This is a genomic window from Pseudomonas sp. F220 (assembly GCF_057813935.1).
Genome location: NZ_JBVASJ010000011.1, coordinates 63,745 through 82,562 on the forward strand (window position 1 = coordinate 63,745; position 18,818 = coordinate 82,562).

The window sequence follows — 18,818 nt, forward strand, 5'->3', positions numbered from 1 at the left end:
CCTGATTCCATGAGTACACCCATTGATCTCAACGCCCTGAAAAACCGTCAGATGGCTTCGTGGGCCAGCGGCGACTATGCCGTGATCGGTACCACCTTGCAGCTCGTCGGGGAGCTACTGGCTGAGGCCTGCGATCTGCGTTGCGATGAGCGAGTGCTTGACGTGGCGGCCGGCAACGGCAATGCGACGCTCGCTGCAGCACGCCGTGGCTGCAAGGTAACCTCGACCGACTACGTGGCCGCTCTGCTTGAACGAGGCGAGGACCGGGCGAGGGCAGAGCACCTGGAGGTGATCTTTCAGGTGGCCGACGCCGAGGCACTGCCCTTCGAGGACGCGAGCTTCGACGTGGTGTTGTCGACGTTCGGCGTGATGTTCGCACCCGACCAGCCGAAGGCTGCCGCGGAACTGGCGCGGGTATGTCGTCCTGGAGGCCGGATAGGCCTTGCCAACTGGACGCCGGAAGGTTTTGTCGGGCAGATGTTCAAGACCCTGGGACGCCATGTGCCGCCGCCTGCGGGCGCGCAACCTCCGTCGTTGTGGGGTTCGCAGGCGCATCTGCGGTCGCTTTTTGGTGAACGCGCTGCGTCAATCGAGGTGACGCGGCGGATATTCAACTTCCGCTACCGCTCGGCCGCGCATTTCATCGAGACGTTCCGCACCTGGTACGGACCGATCCACAAGGCCTTTGCGGCGCTTCCCGCCGAAGGTGCCATGGCGCTGGACAGTGACCTGACCGAACTGCTGAACAGCATGAATCGGGCAGGCGAGACGTCGCTGGTGGTGCCGAGTGAATATCTGGAGGTGGTCATTACGCGGCGTTGAACCGAGAGAACGGTCTGGCCCTCGTAGCAGCTGGCGAAGCCTGCGTCCGGCTGCGTAGCAGTCGTAAAATCACGCACTGCGGTATTCCAGATAAACCGTGGAAGCAGGATTTACGACTGCTGTGCAGCCGGACGCAGCCTTCGGCAGCTGCTACGGATTGAAGTCAGTCAGTTAAGAAGAACCTGCGGGAACGGGATTTGCACTCAAGCCACCGCAACCTGAAGGCAAGACGCTGACGGGCAGGGACCAAGCAGCCGTTCTATCGCGCCCGTCACCAGATTTTCTATCAGTTCTTCGCGCTCCCGATCATTGAGACTGTGCTGTGCCAGCCAGGACGGTGCGTTGTTGAGCAAGGAGGCAATGGCATGTCCGGCGGCAAGCAGCCCCTGTTCGGTCAACTGCGTTCGATGGCCAAGCATCGTCAACAGTTGGCGTTCGTACTGCTCGCGCAGTTGCTTGACCCGCTGCTGTTGATCTTCGTTCAGGCAGCAACTGTCACGTTCGGCCAGGCGAAAGTGCCTAGGTAATTCCCGATGCAATTTCAAGTGCGCGCGGATGATCACCTGCAGGATGTCGCGCCCGGCCCTGGGCTTTTTCTCGATTCGTCTCAGGGTTGCCAGCAGCTCGTCATAGAACTCTTCAATCAGGTCCAGCAGCAAATGCTGTTTGCTGGGGTAATGATGGTAGAGCGAGCCAGGCGCAAGCCCCAGGTAGGTCGCCAACTCGCGCATCCCTACCTGGCCGAAACCCTTGTTGGCGAACAGCTCAACTGCCCTGTCGCGGCTCTGCGCGAAGCGTGAGCAGCGTTCAGGCATAGGCATGGAAGCCGCGCCCGCTTTTACGACCCAGATAACCTGCAGCGACCATCTCTTTGAGTAACGGCGCCGGGCGATATTTGCTGTCGTTGAATCCGTTGTAGAAGGCTTCGAGAATCGCCAGCAAGGTGTCCAGCCCGATCAGGTCGGCCAGCGCCAGCGGACCAATCGGCTGATTGCAGCCAAGGCGCATGCCAGCATCGATGTCTTCTGCGCTGGCCAACCCTTCCTGGAACACCAGAATGGCTTCATTGATCATCGGCACCAGAATCCGGTTGACCACAAAGCCCGGGCGGTTGCCGGCGGTGATGGCGGTTTTTCCCAGTTTTTGCGCCAGTTCCAGCGCCAGAGCATGAGTCGCATCGCTGGTCTGCAGGCCGCGAATGACCTCGATCAACCCCATCATCGGCACCGGATTGAAGAAGTGCAGGCCGATAAACCGTTCAGGCTGACTCACGCTGGCGGCAAGCTGAGTGATGGACAGCGAAGACGTGTTCGAGGCGATCACACAGTCGGTACTGACCTGAGCGGCAATCTGTTGCAGTACACGCAGTTTCAGGTCGAGGTTTTCGGTCGCCGCTTCGATCACCAGGTGAGCGCTTTGCAGCGTTGCGTATTGCGTGCTGGTCTGGATTTTGTCCAGCGCTGCCAGCTTTTGTTCCTCGGTAAGCACCTGTTTGGCGATTTGCCGATCCAGATTCTTGCGCACCGTCGTCACGGCGTTTTGCAGCGCGGTCTCGGAGATATCCAGCAGCGTCACGTTAAAGCCGGCAAGGGCGCAGATTTGCGCGATGCCGTTGCCCATGGTGCCTGCGCCGATCACGCCAATGTTTTGCAGATTCATGTTCAGGTCTCTTTCTTGATCAAACGCGTTCGAACAGCACCGCGATGCCTTGGCCGCCGCCGATGCACATGGTCGCCAGGGCATAACGCCCCTGACAGCGGTGCAGTTCGTGAATAGCCTTGGTCGCGATAATCGCACCGGTGGCGCCAACCGGATGGCCTAGAGAGATGCCCGAACCGTTCGGGTTGACCTTCTGTGGATCGAAGCCCAGTTCTTGCGCCACGGCACAGGCCTGGGCGGCGAACGCCTCGTTGGACTCGATTACATCAAGGTCGGCGACGGTCAGGCCGGCGCGCTTGAGAACCAGTCGAGTGGCAGGAATCGGTCCCAACCCCATCATCGACGGTTCAACCCCTGCGTGGGCGTAACCCACCAGCCGGGCCATGGGTTTGAGGCCTTGCTCTCGAACGACCTGACCGGTGGCCATGATCAATGCGCCAGCGCCGTCATTAAGCCCGGAGGCGTTGCCGGCGGTGACGCTGCCGTCTTTCTTGAACGCCGGTTTCATGCGGCTCAGTTGCTCGGCAGTGACATCCGTTCGTACATGCTCGTCAATCGCAAACGAAACCGTACCTTTGCGTGTAGCCACTTCGATAGGCACGATCTGCCGGGCAAAACGCCCTTCGGCAATGGCCCGGGCTGCACGTTGTTGACTGACAAGGGCCAGTTCATCCTGCGCCTGGCGACTGATGCCAAAATGTTCGGCAATGTTTTCCGCGGTGATGCCCATATGGAAGCCGGCAAAGGGATCCTGCAAAACCCCAAGCATGTAATCGATAGCCTGCACGTCGCCCATGCGCGCACCCCAGCGCGCTTGCGGCAGTAGGTAAGCACCTCGGCTCATGGACTCGACGCCACCGGCCAGCACGGCCCCCGCATCGCCCAGCATCAAACTTTGCGCGGCGCTGACAATGGCCTGCAAACCGGAGCCGCACAGGCGGTTGACGTTGAATGCGGGAGTCTCTTTCGACAGGCCGGCATTCATCGCTACGGCCCTGGAAATGTAGGCGTCGCGGGCTTCGGTCGGGATCACATGGCCCATCACCGCATGGCCGATATGTTCGGGCGCCAGGCCCGAGCGCTCAATGGCTGCGCGGCAAACGTCGGTTGCCAACTGGATAGGCGTCACGTCCTTCAGCGATCCGCCGAAACTGCCGATGGCGGAACGCACCGCGCTGACGACGAAAATATCGGAATTGCTCATGTCGACTCCCTGGAACAGTGTTCGATTCGTTAGCTAAAAATCGTTGGCCGTCAGCGACTGGCGTACTATGGGCACCGTCCGGATTCAGACCACTCCCACAGAGGCTGCGCTTTAGCACCTCTTATGGGACGCGAGTCTAGAGTCAGCAGCGCTGGTGGCCTATGCCATAACTGTTCAAGGGCGCTGGTGTTTTTTGCCATTTCAGGCGATGGGGAGAGAAACGTTCACATGCGGGAAAAGGATTCGGTTGCCGTCTACTTTGTGCAAGCAATGATCCATGCGCTGCGTGAGAGCCCGCAGCGTCTGCGGGCGGTACTTGAGCAGGCCGGAATTGACCCGGCGCTAATGAATCAGCCCACGGCGCGGGTACCGGCCAGCGCTTTTGCTGCACTGTGGTTGATTCAGATTCGCGAGTTGGACGATGAGTTCTTCCAGCTCGACTCCCACGGCATGCCCCCGGGCAGTTTCGCCTTGATTTGCCGGGCATTGATCCAGGAACCGGATCTGGAAAAAGCCATGCGTCAGTGCCTGGCCAACTTCTCGCTGTTCCTGCGCGATTTTCGCGGCAGCCTGAGTGTACGCGGCAAACGTGCGGTCATCAGTTTGCAAACCCGATCGGAAAACAGCGAAGTCAGTCGTTACGGTGAAGAAACGTTCCTGGTGCTGATGATCAGTCTGCTGTGTTGGTTGGGCGGGCGGCGAATCCCTATCGACCGCGCGGATTTTCGCCATGAGCGTTTGTCCCTCAGTGACGATCCATTGCTCTGGGGCGCCAATCTGACCTTTGGCGCTGAGCGCACCGAGATCGAGTTTGCCAGTCGCTACCTGCGTCTGCCAGTGGTTCAGGACCTGGCGTCACTTAAAGTGTTTTTGCGCAGTGCACCGCAATGGCTGGTGATTCGTTTTCGTCACCAGCATGGCCTGGCGTCACAGGTCCATCAACGTCTGCGCAACAGCCATTACAGCCAATGGCCGACCTTGCAGGCCTTCGCCATAGAACAGCATCTGAGCCCTAGTACCTTTCGCCGAAAACTGGAGCGTGAAGGGTGTTCGTTTCAGGAGATCAAGGACGAAGTGCGTCGTGGTGTTGCCTTTGAACAGCTACGCCAGACCCGAGCAAGCATCACCGACATTGCCGAGCAGATCGGCTTTCAGGAGCCCAGCGCGTTTCACCGGGCGTTCAAGAAGTGGACGGGGGAAAGTCCGGGGCGTTATAGGGCCAGGTTTCAGGACAAGCCGTGAGGCAGGTCATTTTTGCTGAGAAAGTTTCGACTTTTCGTCAGGCTCAAAATCCACCCCTCACCCTAACCCTCTCCCCAGAGGGGCGAGGGGCAGAATTTGCGTATCTGAGGATTTTCTGCGACCTGAAAGTACTACGTTGAATCCATAATCGGCTCGATTTCACAGGTCGCAGCAGCTCTACAGACATTCAAATCAGTTCCCTCGCCCCCTTGGGGAGAGGGTTAGGGTGAGGGGTGGATTTCGGATCAGAACCCGCCCCCTCTACAGCCGCGTAACACCAGTATCCCTCACGCTTCAACCCGGGCTTCTTCCGGGCATGTCTATCCGGTGTTGTTGCACCCGTCGATAAAGCGTCGCACGAGAAATACCCAGGGCTTTTGCGGCGGCAATCGGCTTCCAGCGGTGACGCACCAACGCATCGAGCAGTGCCTGGCGCTCTGGACAATCCCTGGCTTCGACGCCGACGGCCGAGGGCAGGGTGTTGCGACCTGCGCCCTGCAGTGGCTCCGGTAAATGGCTCAACTGGATGACGTCCGTCTCGCACACCGCACAGGCATAGCGCAGGACATGACGCAGCTGGCGGACATTGCCCGGCCAGCGGTAACCGAGCAAACATTCCAGCGCTGCCGTACCGAGTTTCAACTGCACACCGCACAGCGCGGATTCTTCGCCGAGGATCCGGTTGATCAACGCCAACCGGTCACTGCGTTCGCGCAGGGAAGGCAACTGGAAGCGTGCGCCGCCGAGGCGAAAGTACAGGTCTTCACGGAAATCTCCACTGGCCACCAAGCCTTCAAGATCACGGTGGGTCGCGCAGATCACCTGGATATCCACGGCCTTGCAGCGCGACGCACCCAGAGGCGCCACTTCACCTTCAGCCAAAACCCGCAGCAGCCGGGTCTGCAACGCCAGCGGCATGTCACCAATTTCGTCAAGGAACAGTGTGCCGGTATCGGCCTGTTGCAGCAGGCCTTGCATGCCCTTGCTCGACGCGCCGGTGAAGGCCCCGGCGACATAGCCGAACAGTTCGCTTTCGATCAGGCTCTCCGGGATCGCCGCACAGTTCACTGCGACGAAAGGGCGATCACGTCGAAGGCTCGCCAAGTGTAATTGACGGGCGAACACTTCCTTGCCAGAGCCGGTTTCACCCTGGATCAGCACCGGCAGGTTGCGATCCTTGACCCGCACCGCCAGGCGCAGATTTTCGGCGATACGCGGGTCGAGTTCCGTCGCCGTGATCTCGACCCGCGATGTTCTTCCGACGGGGCGTCGAGGAGCGTTCAAGCGAGCGTGCAATTGATGCTGCCCGCCATGGTGGTGCAGCAGGCAAAGCGATTCGTCCGCAGCCCGATGCAGCATCTGTTGGTCGAACACCTGGCCGATATGCTCGGGTAGCTGGCCGTAGTGCTGCAACAGGAAGTGGCGCGCTGCCGGGTTCAGCGCCTGAAGGCGGCCGTCGTCATCCCAGGCGAACAGGAAGTCCGGGTGGCTATCGACATAGCCGGGTGTGTTGTGGGCACGCAGCACCCAATAGCCTTGGGCGCTGCTCATGAAAAACGCCTGTTCGATTTCCCGGGCGCTCTGCACCACCATCTGCCGAATCAAATGCTGGGAGCGGCGGTCATCGGGGGATTGCACCGCCGACACATCGAGTACCCCGAGCAGTTCGCCCTGGGGGTCGAAGACCGGTGCGGCGGAGCAGGTCAGACCGATGAACGCTGCGCGAAAATGATCACGTTTATGGACGGTGACCGGCGTCTTGGCGGTGAGCACTGCCGCCACTCCGCAGGTGCCTTCTTCGCCTTCCGACCAGCAGGTGCCGAGGTACAACCCGGCCTTGCGACAGTCATTGCGAATTGCCGCCTCGACCCGATAGTCGATGGTCTGCCCCTGGGCATCGGTGAGCAGCACGCAATAGTCTGCGCCGCGCACCCGTCCGTGGAGCCGGGCGACTTCTTCGCTGGCGATCCGCAGGAACAGCTCGGAGCGCTCGCGGCATTCATTGAGTACGTTTTGCGAAAGAATACGCGGCCCCTGCAGCGAGCCAGGGTCGAGGTGGTGTTGCTCCATGGAGCGGCGCCAGGAGTCGAGAATCAGGCTCGGCACCGGCGCTTGCGGCAGGTGCGCGGCGTTCTTCAGCACGCGGCTGACACAGTCCACATGGGCCTTCGAGTGTGCGGAAAGCATTAGGGCCTCCGGTTCCAGCTTTTGTAATTGTGCGGCCATTAAGCGCCGTTCATTCCCTTCAGACAAGCGCCAGAGCGTCGGCTGCCTGAGTTGAGACGCAACGTCTCAGCGTCTCGCGCTGAACCCGGTCAACCTGACATGTCGCGTCTCAGAAGCGGAGTGTTCCGAGCACTCTCACATTCAGTCTCAGCCTCTCTGGCTCGGGCGTTACCAGCGATTTTCAGGCATCTGGCATCGGCCTTGCTCTAGCCCTGGCAACGATAAAAATAACGAGAGCTGCCTTTATGACCCACTGCCCATCCGTTTCCGACTGCGCAATTATCCGGGTTGCGCCATGAGCCGTTCGCCATTGACGGTGGGGATCATCGCCAATCCGGCGTCGGGTCGTGACCTGAGACGGTTGACCGCCAATGCCGGGCTGTTTTCCAGCACCGACAAGGTTTCGGTGATCCAGCGTCTACTCGCTGCCTTCGGCGCTACTGGCGTCGAGCACGTACTGATGCCCACCGACATGACCGGTATCGCCGCTGCCGTGCTGAAGAACAGCCAGGGGCGACAGGCCCGCGCCAGTCACTGGCCGGCCTTGGAGTTCCTCGATATCACCTTGCGCCAGAGCGTCGAAGACACCCGCAAGGCTGCGCGAATAATGGCAGAACACGGCGTGTCGCTGATTGCCGTGCTTGGCGGCGACGGTACCCATAAGGCCGTCGCCGCCGAGATCGGCGATATCCCGTTACTGACCCTGTCCACCGGGACCAATAACGCCTTTCCCGAATTGCGCGAAGCCACCAGCGCCGGTCTGGCCGGCGGGTTGTTTGCCAGCGGCCGAATTCCTCCCGAGATTGCCCTGCGGCGTAACAAGCGCCTGTTGGTTCGCGAGCCGACGCGGGGTTTGTGCGAATGGGCGCTGGTGGACGTTGCGGTGTCGTCACTGCCGTTTGTCGGCGCGCGAGCGATCAGTCGTGCAGCAGATCTGGCTGAAGTCTTCGTGACCTTCGCCGAGCCCCAGGCCATCGGTCTTTCGGCGCTGTGTGGCTTGTGGTTTCCAGTGTCCCGACAAGCTCCGGGCGGCGCCTGGATGCGTCTGGACCCGCAATCCCCCGAAGCGTTGCTGGTACCGCTGGCGCCCGGGCTGTTGCAAGGCTGCGGGGTACTCGCTGCCGGCAGCCTGGAGCCGGGCGTCGCCCATTGCCTGTCGCTGGCCAGCGGCACCCTGGCCCTGGATGGCGAACGCGAGATCGAGTTCAACGTCCATGACCGTCCCACTGTCACCCTCGATGTCTGCGGTCCGCTGAGTATTGATGTGAACGCCGCACTGGCTTACGCGGCGCAACACCGGCTGCTGTCCATTGGCCGTGAACACCCGCAACACCCCGTGAACCTTTCGTCCCGAGACAACCCTGGAGAATAAAAATGTCGACACACCTGTCCGCTGATCAATTGCTGCATGCCTACACGGTGATGCGCACCATCCGCGCCTTTGAAGAACGCCTGCATGTGGAGTTCGCCACCGGCGAGATTCCCGGTTTCGTCCACCTCTATGCGGGCGAAGAAGCCTCTGCTGCCGGGGTCATGGCCCACCTTGGCGATGATGACTGCATCGCCTCCAACCACCGTGGTCATGGCCATTGCATCGCCAAAGGTGTCGATGTGAACGGGATGATGGCCGAAATCTACGGCAAGAAAACCGGCGTCTGCCAAGGCAAGGGCGGCTCCATGCACATTGCCGATTTCGAGAAAGGCATGCTCGGCGCCAACGGTATCGTCGGTGCCGGAGCGCCACTGGTGGTTGGTGCGGCACTGGCGGCCAAACTCAAGGGCACCGACAGCGTGGCAGTGGTGTTCTTCGGCGATGGCGGCTCCAACGAAGGTGCAGTGTTCGAAGCGATGAACATGGCGTCGGTGTGGAACCTCCCGTGTCTGTTCATAGCCGAGAACAATGGTTATGCCGAGGCCACGGCGTCCAACTGGTCGGTTGCCTGCGATCACATTGCCGATCGGGCTGCCGGATTCGGCATGCCTGGGGTCACGGTAGACGGTTTCGACTTCTTCGCCGTCCACGAAGCCGCCGGTGCTGCCGTCGAACGCGCCCGGGCCGGCGAAGGTCCGTCGCTGATCGAGGTCAAACTGACCCGCTACTACGGCCACTTCGAGGGCGATGCCCAGACCTATCGGGCCCCTGACGAAGTGAAGCACTTTCGCGAGCATAACGATTGCCTGATGCAGTTCCGCGAGCGCACCACTCGGGCCGGGCTGGTGGATGCCAGCCGACTGGATCAGATCGACGACGAGGTCGAGCAACTGATCGAAAACGCCGTGCGCAAGGCCAAGTCCGACCCCAAACCGACGGCTGCCGACCTGCTGACCGACGTTTACGTCTCCTATCCCTGAACGCCCCTATAACAAGAATCGAGACCCTCATCATGGCGAGAAAAATCAGCTATCAACAAGCAATCAACGAAGCCCTGGCCCAGGAAATGCGCCGCGACCCTACTGTGTTCATCATGGGTGAGGATGTGGCGGGTGGTGCCGGCGCACCCGGTGAAAACGACGCCTGGGGTGGTGTGCTTGGGGTCACTAAAGGGCTCTATCACCAATTTCCCGGACGGGTGCTGGACACGCCCTTGTCCGAACTGGGTTATGTCGGTGCCGCCGTTGGTGCCGCGACCTGTGGTGTGCGCCCGGTGTGTGAACTGATGTTCGTCGACTTCGCTGGCTGCTGTCTGGACCAGATCCTCAATCAAGCGGCGAAATTCCGCTATATGTTCGGCGGCAAAGCCTCGACGCCACTGGTCATCCGCACCATGGTCGGCGCCGGCCTGCGGGCGGCCGCTCAGCACTCGCAAATGCTCACTTCACTCTGGACCCATATCCCCGGTCTGAAAGTGGTTTGCCCGTCGTCGCCTTACGATGCCAAAGGCCTGCTGATCCAGGCCATCCGCGACAACGATCCGGTGATTTTCTGTGAGCACAAGTTGCTCTACAGCATGCAAGGCGAGGTGCCGGAGGAGCTTTATACGATTCCTTTTGGCGAGGCCAATTTCCTCCGTGAAGGCAAGGACGTCACGCTGGTTTCCTACGGCCGCACGGTCAATCTGGCGATGGACGCGGCCCGCAGCCTGGCGGGCCGCGGCATCGACTGCGAGGTAATCGATCTGCGCACCACCAGCCCGCTGGATGAGGACAGCATCCTTGAAAGCGTGGAAAAGACCGGTCGCCTGGTGGTGATCGACGAAGCCAACCCGCGCTGTTCGATGGCCACCGACATTTCCGCGCTGGTGGTGCAAAAAGCCTTTTCAGCCTTGCAGGCACCGATCGAAATGGTTACCGCGCCGCACACCCCGGTGCCGTTCTCCGACGCCCTGGAAGACCTGTACATCCCTGACGCGGCGAAGATCGAAGCCGCGGTGCTCAAGCTCATCGAGTGGAGGAAGCGCCCATGAGCCAGATCCACACGCTGACCATGCCCAAGTGGGGGCTGTCGATGACCGAAGGCCGGGTCGACGCCTGGCTAAAGGAGCCGGGCGAGACCATCGCCAAGGGCGATGAAGTGCTCGATGTGGAAACCGACAAGATCTCCAGCAGCGTCGAGGCGCCGTTTTCCGGGGTGTTGCGACGCGCCATTGCGCGTCAGGACGAAACCCTGTCGGTGGGTGCCTTGCTCGGCATCATTGTCGAGGGAGACGCCAGCGAGGAAGAGATCGACGCGGTGGTCGAGCAGTTCCAGGCCAGTTTCGTGCCGGGAGCCAGCAGTGATGAAGACAGCGGGCCAGCGCCGCAAAAGATCGAACTGGACGGGCGCATCATCCGTTATTTCGAGCGTGGCGAAGGGGGTACGCCGCTGCTGTTGGTGCATGGTTTTGGCGGTGACCTGAACAACTGGTTGTTCAACCACGAAGCGCTGGCAGCGGGGCGGCGGGTGATCGCACTTGATCTTCCGGGTCATGGCGAGTCCGGCAAGACCTTGCAGCGCGGTGACCTCGACGAATTGAGTGAAGTGGTACTGGCTTTACTCAACCATCTGGACATCGAGGCGGTGCATCTGGTCGGGCATTCCATGGGCGGCGCGGTCTGCTTGAACACCGCACGGCTGGCCCCAAAACGAGTGCACTCTCTGACCCTGATTGCTAGCGCCGGGCTGGGCCAGGAAATCAACGGCGACTACCTGCAAGGCTTCGTCGACGCCGCCAACCGTAACGCACTCAAGCCGCAACTGGTGCAACTGTTCTCGAACCCCGAGCTGGTGAACCGCCAAATGCTCGAAGACATGCTCAAGTACAAACGGCTGGAAGGCGTCGACAGCGCGTTGCGAAAACTCGCCTCGACGCTGTTCGCGGGTGGGCAACAACAGGTCGACCTGCGTGCGGTGGTGCAAGACGGCCGGCAACCGGTGCTGCTGATCTGGGGCAGCGAGGACGCGATCATCCCAGCCGCTCACACCGAGGGCTTGGCGGCACAGGTCGAGTTGCTTGCGGGGCAGGCGCACATGGTGCAAATGGAAGCGGCGGAGCAGGTCAACCGGCTGATCCAGGACTTTGTACAACAACACTGACGGCGTACCCGGCTGCGCCACTGATGATTCACCGTGCAGTCGGGCCTGAGCGATTTCAAGGAGAACCGATCCATGAGTCTTTCAATCAATCCAACCCGCAGCATGCGCGCCGCCGTCTGGCATGGCCGCAACGATATTCGCGTGGAAAACGTGCCATTGCCCATCGCTCCGCCAGCTGGCTGGGTGCAGATCCGCGTGCAGTGGTGCGGCATCTGCGGCTCGGACCTGCATGAATATGTCGCCGGTCCCGTATTCATTCCGGTGGACGTGCCGCATCCGATGACCGGGATCAAGGGCCAATGCATCCTCGGTCATGAGTTCTGCGGCGAGATCGTCGGCATCGGTGCCGATGTAAATGGCTTCACGGTCGGCGAGCAAGTGGCCGCCGACGCCTGTCAGCATTGCGGCACCTGCTACTACTGCACCCACGGGCTGTACAACATTTGCGAGAACCTGGCCTTCACCGGCTTGATGAATAACGGTGCCTTCGCCGAACTGGTCAACGTCCCGGCTAACCTGCTGTACAAACTGCCGGCCAACTTTCCCGCCGAAGCCGGGGCGCTCATCGAGCCGCTGGCAGTCGGCATGCATGCGGTGAAAAAAGCCGGCAGCCTGTTGGGGCAGAATGTCGTGGTGGTCGGGGCCGGGACCATCGGCCTGTGCACCATCATGTGCGCCAAAGCGGCCGGTGCCGCCCAGGTGATCGCCCTGGAAATGTCCAGCGCACGCAAGGCCAAGGCCCTGGAGGTCGGCGCCAGTCATGTGCTCGATCCCCAGCAATGCGATGCGCTGGCTGAAGTTCGCCGTTTGACGGGTGGGTTGGGGGCCGATGTCAGCTTCGAATGCATCGGCAATAAACACACCGCCAAACTGGCCATCGACCTGATCCGCAAGGCAGGCAAATGTGTGCTGGTGGGGATTTTCGAAGAACCCAGCGAATTCAACTTTTTCGAACTGGTGGCCACCGAGAAGCAGGTAATGGGGGCCTTGGCCTACAACGGTGAGTTTGCTGACGTGATCGCCTTCATCGCTGACGGCCGACTGGATATCAGCCCGTTGGTGACCGGGCGCATTCAGCTGGAGCAGATCGTCACTCAGGGGTTCGAGGAGCTGGTCAACAACAAGGAGCACAACGTGAAGATCATCGTCTCGCCGAGCACACTCTGATCGGGTGGAGGAACCGGTCACGTTGTTAGCGAAATGACCGGTCACGATGAGCGAAATACGCACAAGACGGTATTCTGATTCTGAACGTTGTAAACAACAATGCCACTCCTGAACGGAGTGGCATTGTTGTTTATTCCTCCGGATACTTGAAGCCCGGTTACAACATAGACTTTCCTTGGTCGAGAATTTTTTCGCATATTTTCTTGGTCACCTGAGCCTTCAGGCCATCGCCGCTCAGGTCGACCTGTTTGCCGTCGCTGCCGCTCAGGATCCCCTTGGCGCCGCTGGTGTAGCCGCTGTCGGATGGGGACGAGCCGCCGAGCTTGCCCATGAGCGAGTTCTTGATCGACGACGCGTCATTGCCGCCAAGGTAGTTGTTCTTGATGCAGAACTGCAGTACCCCGGCGACATTGCCGGTGCTGCTCGAGGTCGCGGACTGGCCCGTCAGCGCACCGCTGATGCCCCCCAGGCTGTCGCTCGACTCTCTGGAACTTCCTTGCTTGAGCATGTCGGTAAGTTGTGCCTGCGCGCCTGCCATGGGGAGCAGTAGCGTGATGAAAATGCCCAGAGCCGCTTTACGAGAAGCAAAGACCTTCATGACAAACTCCCACAGTGTCGATTGGAATTAGCCTTTACTCTAGTACGTTCTGCGCATTCAGCCTGGTAAGTGAAGGTTGCGAACGAGGGATTGATGATTGAGTTGACGCGTTTTGCCCATTAGTTGTATGCGTCCGGCCAAGTCATCAATATCTGAAAACCAATGGCAACACAGGACGAAAATCCTGGACCCGGCCCTTTGCTCCATGGTCGAAAATTACTTCAAGAAGATGTTCGTTGCCTTCGAGGAAGCTGACCTGCCTGCTGTTGTTGGCAGCAACAGCTGGAGTCGAGAGTTTCCCTGCCTTGGGCATTGTCAATGCGATGGAAGTTATTTCGACGATTCCAGCCTGGTGTTCGAGAGGCTGCCGTCTTTCGGTAGGCAGGGCATCGGGAGGTACGCCTTTCGAAAGAAAAAACCACATAGGCTCCGACAGCGGAACATTCTGACCAATCTCTACTTTAAGTCCGGTAGGCAAATATGCCGGTGTGTAACTCCAGCTTGGGAAGGGCCTGAAAGGGTCATTTATGCCCGGTCTAAAACAGACCCCAAAAGGGGATGTCTCCCCCATTTCCTCAGACAATCTCTCGAAAAGCATCGTTGGCTGCGTTTCTGCGCTTTGAATTTCGTCCCTGTCTGCGAGCCAGATTAATTCTATAAACGCATTGCGAAAGAAAAATCTCCGATTTTCTGTGCCTTGCCCTGGATGCTTGTTACTTGATCCTTCTGTGAGGCCAAATTTTCTTAAAGCGTCAGCTTCAGGCGCTCCGGTTCGTGCCCGGATAAAAATATGGTCTATCAGCATCATTTCGGCTCCATGCTCGATTTATAAGTCCTTGGAATCATGCAATGCCAAGTATGCGAGTGTCCGCTTTTGCTCGAAAATTGCTTTCAGTACAAGCGAAAGCGGCTCTGACTGTAAGCCACCAATATTGGCTTGTCGCGGTGCCAGTCGCAATTCGCGCTGACATCGCAACCCATCACTCAATGCACAATCTGCGCAAGAAACGCTTTAGCCCTTGCGCTCTTCGGCGCGCCGAAGAAGTCATTCGGCGGCGCATCCTCGATGATCTTCCCTCCATCCAGAAACAGCACCCGTTCGGCCACTTGCCGGGCGAAACCCATTTCGTGGGTGACGCAGAGCATGGTCATGCCGCTGCCGGCGAGTTTGACCATGACGTCGAGGACTTCGCTGACCATTTCCGGGTCCAGCGCTGAGGTCGGTTCGTCGAACAGCATGATTTTCGGTTCCATGCACAGCGCCCGGGCAATGGCCACGCGTTGTTGTTGGCCGCCGGAGAGTTGGCTGGGGTATTTGTCAGCCTGGTTTTCGATGCCGACTTTGTTGAGGTAGTTGCGGGCCAGTTCTTCGGCTTTTTTGCGCGGCAGGCCGCGTACCGAGATGGGCGCCAACGTGCAGTTGTCGAGCACGCTCATGTGCGGGAACAGATTGAAATGCTGGAACACCATGCCCACTTCGCTACGCACTTTGGCGGCTTCTCGGGTGTTCTGCGACAGATCGGTGTCGTCAATCAGAATGGTGCCTTTTTCGGCGATTTCCAGGCGGTTGATGCAGCGAATCAGCGTCGATTTTCCGGAGCCGGAGGGGCCGCAGAGCACGATGCGTTCGCCTTCGCGGACTTTCAGGTCGATGTCGTGCAGCACATGGAAGGCGCCATAGAACTTGTTCAGCCCAGCGATATCGACCACCACTTTACGGGTGTCGGGGACTATGATCGCCGGCGTTTCCAGCAGGGCAGTATTGGTTTGCATGCTCAAGTCTCCAGCGATCAGTGGAAGCGCTCGGCGCTGTAAGGCGTCGGGTCGGTGAACGGCATGCTGCCGGTCATCATTTCAGCCAGCAGGCGACCGCTGACCGGGCCCAGGGTCAGCCCGTGGTGAGCGTGGCCGAAGTTGAACCACAGCCCCGGATGGCGACTGGCCGGACCAATCACCGGGCACATGTCCGGCAGGCACGGCCGACGACCGAGCCAGGGTTCGGCGTCGAGGCGTTCGCCCAGCGGGTAAAAGTGACGGGCATGCTCTTCGCAGCGACGCAGCTGGATTTCATTGATCGGGTCATCGCTGTCGGCGAACTCGATCCCGGTGGTCAAACGAATGCCGCCCACCATTGGCGCCAGGACGTAGCCACCCACCGGATCGAGAATCGGGTGCTGCATGTGAGTGCCGGGTTTGGCCGCGTAGTGCATGTGGTAGCCGCGTTTGATCGCCAGCGGAATGCGATAACCCAAGGGGTCGAAGATGCCTCTGGCCTGAGGTCCGAGGGCGATAACCGCTTCGTTGCCGGTGATCAGACCGAGGTCGCTTTGCACCTGCCATTGACCGTTGTTTTGGCGCAGGGTCAGGGCGTCGCCGAGGACGAAGGTGCCGCCGCGTTTTTTGAACAGCTCGGCGTAACCCCGGGTCAGGCCACCCGGATCGCTGACGGTTTTGGGGTCGAGCCAGTGCAGGCCACCGATCACCTCGGCATGCAGCCCGGGTTCATGTTGATGGATCTGCTGCTGGTCGAGGACTGCATAGTTCAACCCGTACTCACTCAGGCCCAAGGCATCCTGTTTGGCCTTTTCGAAGGCCGCTTGATCGCGGAACGCTTCGATCCAGCCGCCACCTTGAATCAGGTCGGTCATGCCCGCCGGTTCCGCCAGCAGGTCATGTTCGATGACGCAGCGCTCTACCAACGGCAGCATGGAACGGGTCGCAGCGGCCAGCCCTTTGGGGCCGGAGTGGCGCCAGTATTGCAGCAACCATGGGCCAGCCTTGGGCAGGTAGCGCAGGCTGTAGCGTACATCCGACTGTTGGTTGAGACCGTAACGCAGCAGCTTCGAAAGCTGACGCGGGAACGCGTAGGGGATCACGCTCGCGCGCTCGATCAACCCGGCGTTGCCATGACTGGTGCCGTTGCCCGGTTGCTGGCGGTCGAGCAGCACTACTTTGCGGCCGCGTGCCTGTAACTGCAGCGCGGTGCTGACGCCGACAATCCCGGCGCCAAGAACGATGGTTTCGCAATGCATGGGTAAATCCTTGGTACGCGGGCCACCGTGGCAGCCCAGGAAAGTCGGTTTAGTTCAAATGACGGCCCAGACGGCCTTCGATCAGTTTCAGGCTGCGGCGCACCACTTCAACGATCAGCAGGTACAGCACCGCGGCCCAGAGATAGATCTGGAAGTCAAAGCTGCGGGAAAAGGCCAGCTTGGTCACGCCCATCAGGTCGTAGATGGTCACCAGCGAGGCAATGGCGCTGGCCTTGATCATCAGGATCAGCTCGTTGCCCAGCGGCCCGATGGCCACCAGCAGCGACTGCGGCAGGATGACTTTGCGAAAGGTGGTCCAGCGCGACAGGCTCAAGGCTTTCGAGGCTTCGCGCTGGCCCTGGGCGACCGCCAGCAGGCTGCCGCGCAAGATTTCGGCCTGATAGGCCGCAGTGTTCAGGGTGAAGGCCAGCAGGGTGCAGAACCAGGCATCGCGGAAGAACCACCACAGGCCGACGTCCTGCCAGAAACCTTTGAATGAGCCCAGGCCGTAATACAGCATGAACAGCTGCGCCAGCAGCGGTGAGCCACGGAAGAAGTACACATAGGCGCCGGTAAAGCTGCGCAGGAAGCGGTTGTTCGACAACCGACCCAGAGCAATCAGCAGACCGAGCAGAGCCCCGAGGGTGAAGGAAATTGCCACCAGTTTACCGGTCACCAGCAACCCGTCGATAAAGCGCGAGCCGTAGCGATCGAGCAGTTCGGGGCTGAGAAACAGGTTCAGCACATCATCGAAGCTCATGGGCGGGCACTCCGTTGATGGCGGCTGAAATACTGCTCAAGAAAGTGGAACAAGCGACCGGACAGTGCCGAGAAAAACAAATAGCCAAAACAGGCCACGGCGTAGAAGAACATCGGCTCCTTGGTCACGCTGACCGCCAGGTTGGTCTGACGCATCAGATCGACCAGGGAAATGGTCGAGACCAGTGACGTGTCTTTAAGCAATGACAGCCAGTTATTCGACAAACCCGGCAGAGCAATGCGCGCCAGTTGCGGCAGCACGACTTTGCGGAAGGTGGTGCTTTTGGACAGGCCCAATGCCGAAGCCGCTTCGAACTGCCCCTTGGGCACGGTCTTGAAGGCGCCGAGCCAGATCTCGCTGGAAAACGCAGCGAACACCAGGCTGAACGCGATCATCGCAGCAACGAAAGTGTTGATCGTCACTTCGGTCTGGTAGCCCATCGCAGCAAGAATCTTCTGCGCGGCGATCTGGCAACCGTAGTAAATGATCAGCAGTGTCAGCAGCTCCGGCAACCCTCGGAATACGGTTGAAAAGGCAGTGGCCGAGACCCGCAACCAGCGCCGCTTGGAACGCGCCGCCAGTGCGACGCCCAGACCCAGCGGCAAGCCGATCGGCACACAGCTGAGGGCCAGGGCGATGGTCACCAGGGCACCGGCTAACAACGCCGAACCCCAGCCGCCGCTGGCGAAAGATAACAGTGACAGATGTTCGAACATGCCCGAACCCTCTCGCGAAATTAAGCCTGCACGCCGCCGACGCTCTCAAGCTGAGCGCGGGGCAGGGGTGCGAAAGAAGAAGGTCCAGGGCCGAGGCCCGGAACCTGAGGGTTCAATAGATATCGAAGGCGAAGTAGCGGCTGGAGATCTTTTTGTAGGTGCCGTCGGCGACGATTTCATCCAGCGCCTTGTTCAGCCGTTCACGCAGAACATTGTCATCCTGGCGTACGGCGATGGAGGCGTCGGCGGTGGTGCCACTGACGTCACCGATGACCTTGCAGCAGTCCTTGCCAGTGGTTTCAGCCCAGGCCAGCAGTGGGAACTTGTCGGCAATCACCCCGTCAACCCGGCCCGCGGTGAGGTCGCTATTGGCTTCGTCCAGCGTCGGGTAGAACTTCACGTCGGCACCGGCCGGGCCGTAATGCTCTTCGGCGTAGATGGCCTGGGTCGAGGACGACTGAGCACCGACCGACAGACCTTTGAAATTGGTCTGGGCGTCGGTGATTTTCGAGTCCTTGGCCACGGCGATCGACAGCGGCGTACGGTAGTAGTGATTGGTGAAAGCGATTTTCTTTTTGCGCTCATCGGTGGCAATCATTGAGGCGACCACTGCATCGTATTTCTTCGCCATCAGCGCCGGAATGATGCCTTCCCAGTCCTGAGCGACGATAGTGCACTCGACCTTCATCCGCTCGCACAGGGCGTTGGCGATGTCGACATCGAAGCCGTGGAGTTTGTTGTCCGAGTCAACGTAGTTGAACGGCGGGTAGGCGCCTTCGGTGGCGATTTTCAGCACTTCAGCCTGGGCGCCTGATACACCGGCGATGACCATTGCACATGCACTTGCAAAGCGGATGACGTTTTTCATCTAACACCTCG

18 protein-coding genes are annotated in these 18,818 nt (G+C 60.0%); 7 read left to right on the forward strand and 11 right to left on the reverse strand.

Features of this window, described 5'->3' with window-relative positions; all coding sequences use genetic code 11:
- Positions 1-9 precede the first annotated feature (9 nt).
- The gene (locus ACZYSM_RS12430; RefSeq protein WP_489071785.1) at positions 10-822 is read left to right on the forward strand and encodes a class I SAM-dependent methyltransferase; all 813 of its coding nucleotides are present in this window, start codon (positions 10-12) and stop codon (positions 820-822) included.
- A gap of 203 nt (positions 823-1,025) precedes the next feature.
- Here the strand turns inward: ACZYSM_RS12430 and ACZYSM_RS12435 are convergent, their stop codons facing one another.
- From ACZYSM_RS12435 to ACZYSM_RS12445, 3 genes are read right to left on the reverse strand one after another with little or no spacing between them, the layout of a single operon-like run.
- Positions 1,026-1,643 carry a TetR/AcrR family transcriptional regulator gene (locus ACZYSM_RS12435; RefSeq protein ID WP_489071786.1) on the reverse strand — a complete coding sequence of 206 codons (618 nt, stop codon included), beginning with the start codon at positions 1,641-1,643 and terminating at the stop codon, positions 1,026-1,028.
- The gene (locus ACZYSM_RS12440) at positions 1,630-2,481 is read right to left on the reverse strand and encodes a 3-hydroxybutyryl-CoA dehydrogenase (RefSeq protein WP_489071787.1); all 852 of its coding nucleotides are present in this window, start codon (positions 2,479-2,481) and stop codon (positions 1,630-1,632) included. Before ACZYSM_RS12440 ends, ACZYSM_RS12435 begins: the two co-directional genes overlap by 14 nt.
- Positions 2,482-2,500: 19 nt before the next feature.
- On the reverse strand, positions 2,501-3,685 hold the full coding sequence (locus tag ACZYSM_RS12445; protein ID WP_489071788.1) for an acetyl-CoA C-acyltransferase family protein: 1,185 nt from the start codon (positions 3,683-3,685) through the stop codon (positions 2,501-2,503).
- Positions 3,686-3,913: 228 nt separating this feature from the next.
- Here ACZYSM_RS12445 and ACZYSM_RS12450 point away from each other — a divergent pair, with 228 nt between their 5' ends.
- Positions 3,914-4,927, forward strand: coding sequence for an AraC family transcriptional regulator (locus ACZYSM_RS12450; RefSeq protein WP_489071789.1), 1,014 nt, complete (start codon positions 3,914-3,916; stop codon positions 4,925-4,927).
- A 294-nt stretch (positions 4,928-5,221) separates the two neighbouring features.
- Here the strand turns inward: ACZYSM_RS12450 and ACZYSM_RS12455 are convergent, their stop codons facing one another.
- The gene (locus ACZYSM_RS12455; protein WP_489071790.1) at positions 5,222-7,114 is read right to left on the reverse strand and encodes a sigma-54-dependent Fis family transcriptional regulator; all 1,893 of its coding nucleotides are present in this window, start codon (positions 7,112-7,114) and stop codon (positions 5,222-5,224) included.
- Positions 7,115-7,448: 334 nt separating this feature from the next.
- On the opposite strand from ACZYSM_RS12455, the gene ACZYSM_RS12460 reads away from it, so the two are divergent.
- The 5 genes from ACZYSM_RS12460 (at position 7,449) to ACZYSM_RS12480 (ending at position 12,833) form a co-directional block, all read left to right on the forward strand.
- Positions 7,449-8,525, forward strand: coding sequence for an ATP-NAD kinase family protein (locus tag ACZYSM_RS12460; protein WP_489071791.1), 1,077 nt, complete (start codon positions 7,449-7,451; stop codon positions 8,523-8,525).
- Positions 8,526-8,527: 2 nt separating this feature from the next.
- Positions 8,528-9,505 carry a thiamine pyrophosphate-dependent dehydrogenase E1 component subunit alpha gene (locus tag ACZYSM_RS12465; RefSeq protein WP_489071792.1) on the forward strand — a complete coding sequence of 326 codons (978 nt, stop codon included), beginning with the start codon at positions 8,528-8,530 and terminating at the stop codon, positions 9,503-9,505.
- A gap of 32 nt (positions 9,506-9,537) precedes the next feature.
- Entirely contained in the window at positions 9,538-10,557 is a 1,020-nt protein-coding gene (locus ACZYSM_RS12470) for an alpha-ketoacid dehydrogenase subunit beta (protein ID WP_489071793.1), read from the forward strand.
- The gene (locus ACZYSM_RS12475; protein ID WP_489071794.1) at positions 10,554-11,666 is read left to right on the forward strand and encodes an acetoin dehydrogenase dihydrolipoyllysine-residue acetyltransferase subunit; all 1,113 of its coding nucleotides are present in this window, start codon (positions 10,554-10,556) and stop codon (positions 11,664-11,666) included. Before ACZYSM_RS12470 ends, ACZYSM_RS12475 begins: the two co-directional genes overlap by 4 nt.
- A gap of 102 nt (positions 11,667-11,768) precedes the next feature.
- Positions 11,769-12,833, forward strand: coding sequence for a 2,3-butanediol dehydrogenase (locus ACZYSM_RS12480; RefSeq protein WP_489071871.1), 1,065 nt, complete (start codon positions 11,769-11,771; stop codon positions 12,831-12,833).
- Positions 12,834-12,990: 157 nt separating this feature from the next.
- On the opposite strand, the gene ACZYSM_RS12485 is transcribed toward ACZYSM_RS12480, so the two are convergent.
- The 7 genes from ACZYSM_RS12485 to ACZYSM_RS12515 all read right to left on the reverse strand — a co-directional run bounded on the left by ACZYSM_RS12485 (position 12,991) and on the right by ACZYSM_RS12515 (position 18,807).
- A complete protein-coding gene (locus ACZYSM_RS12485; RefSeq protein WP_489071795.1) occupies positions 12,991-13,431 on the reverse strand; it encodes a YjjA family protein in 441 nt (146 codons plus the stop codon).
- 145 nt (positions 13,432-13,576) lie between these two features.
- Complete coding sequence (locus ACZYSM_RS12490; RefSeq protein ID WP_489071796.1) at positions 13,577-14,239, reverse strand: VOC family protein; 663 nt, start codon at positions 14,237-14,239, stop codon at positions 13,577-13,579.
- 176 nt (positions 14,240-14,415) lie between these two features.
- Entirely contained in the window at positions 14,416-15,204 is a 789-nt protein-coding gene (locus ACZYSM_RS12495; protein WP_489071797.1) for an amino acid ABC transporter ATP-binding protein, read from the reverse strand.
- Positions 15,205-15,221: 17 nt separating this feature from the next.
- Complete coding sequence (locus ACZYSM_RS12500) at positions 15,222-16,463, reverse strand: NAD(P)/FAD-dependent oxidoreductase (protein WP_489071798.1); 1,242 nt, start codon at positions 16,461-16,463, stop codon at positions 15,222-15,224.
- A 49-nt stretch (positions 16,464-16,512) separates the two neighbouring features.
- Complete coding sequence (locus ACZYSM_RS12505) at positions 16,513-17,223, reverse strand: ABC transporter permease (protein ID WP_489071799.1); 711 nt, start codon at positions 17,221-17,223, stop codon at positions 16,513-16,515.
- On the reverse strand, positions 17,220-17,939 hold the full coding sequence (locus ACZYSM_RS12510) for an ABC transporter permease (RefSeq protein ID WP_489071800.1): 720 nt from the start codon (positions 17,937-17,939) through the stop codon (positions 17,220-17,222). The genes ACZYSM_RS12505 and ACZYSM_RS12510 overlap by 4 nt, the downstream gene beginning before the upstream one ends.
- A gap of 112 nt (positions 17,940-18,051) precedes the next feature.
- Entirely contained in the window at positions 18,052-18,807 is a 756-nt protein-coding gene (locus ACZYSM_RS12515) for a transporter substrate-binding domain-containing protein (protein WP_489071801.1), read from the reverse strand.
- Positions 18,808-18,818 lie beyond the last annotated feature (11 nt).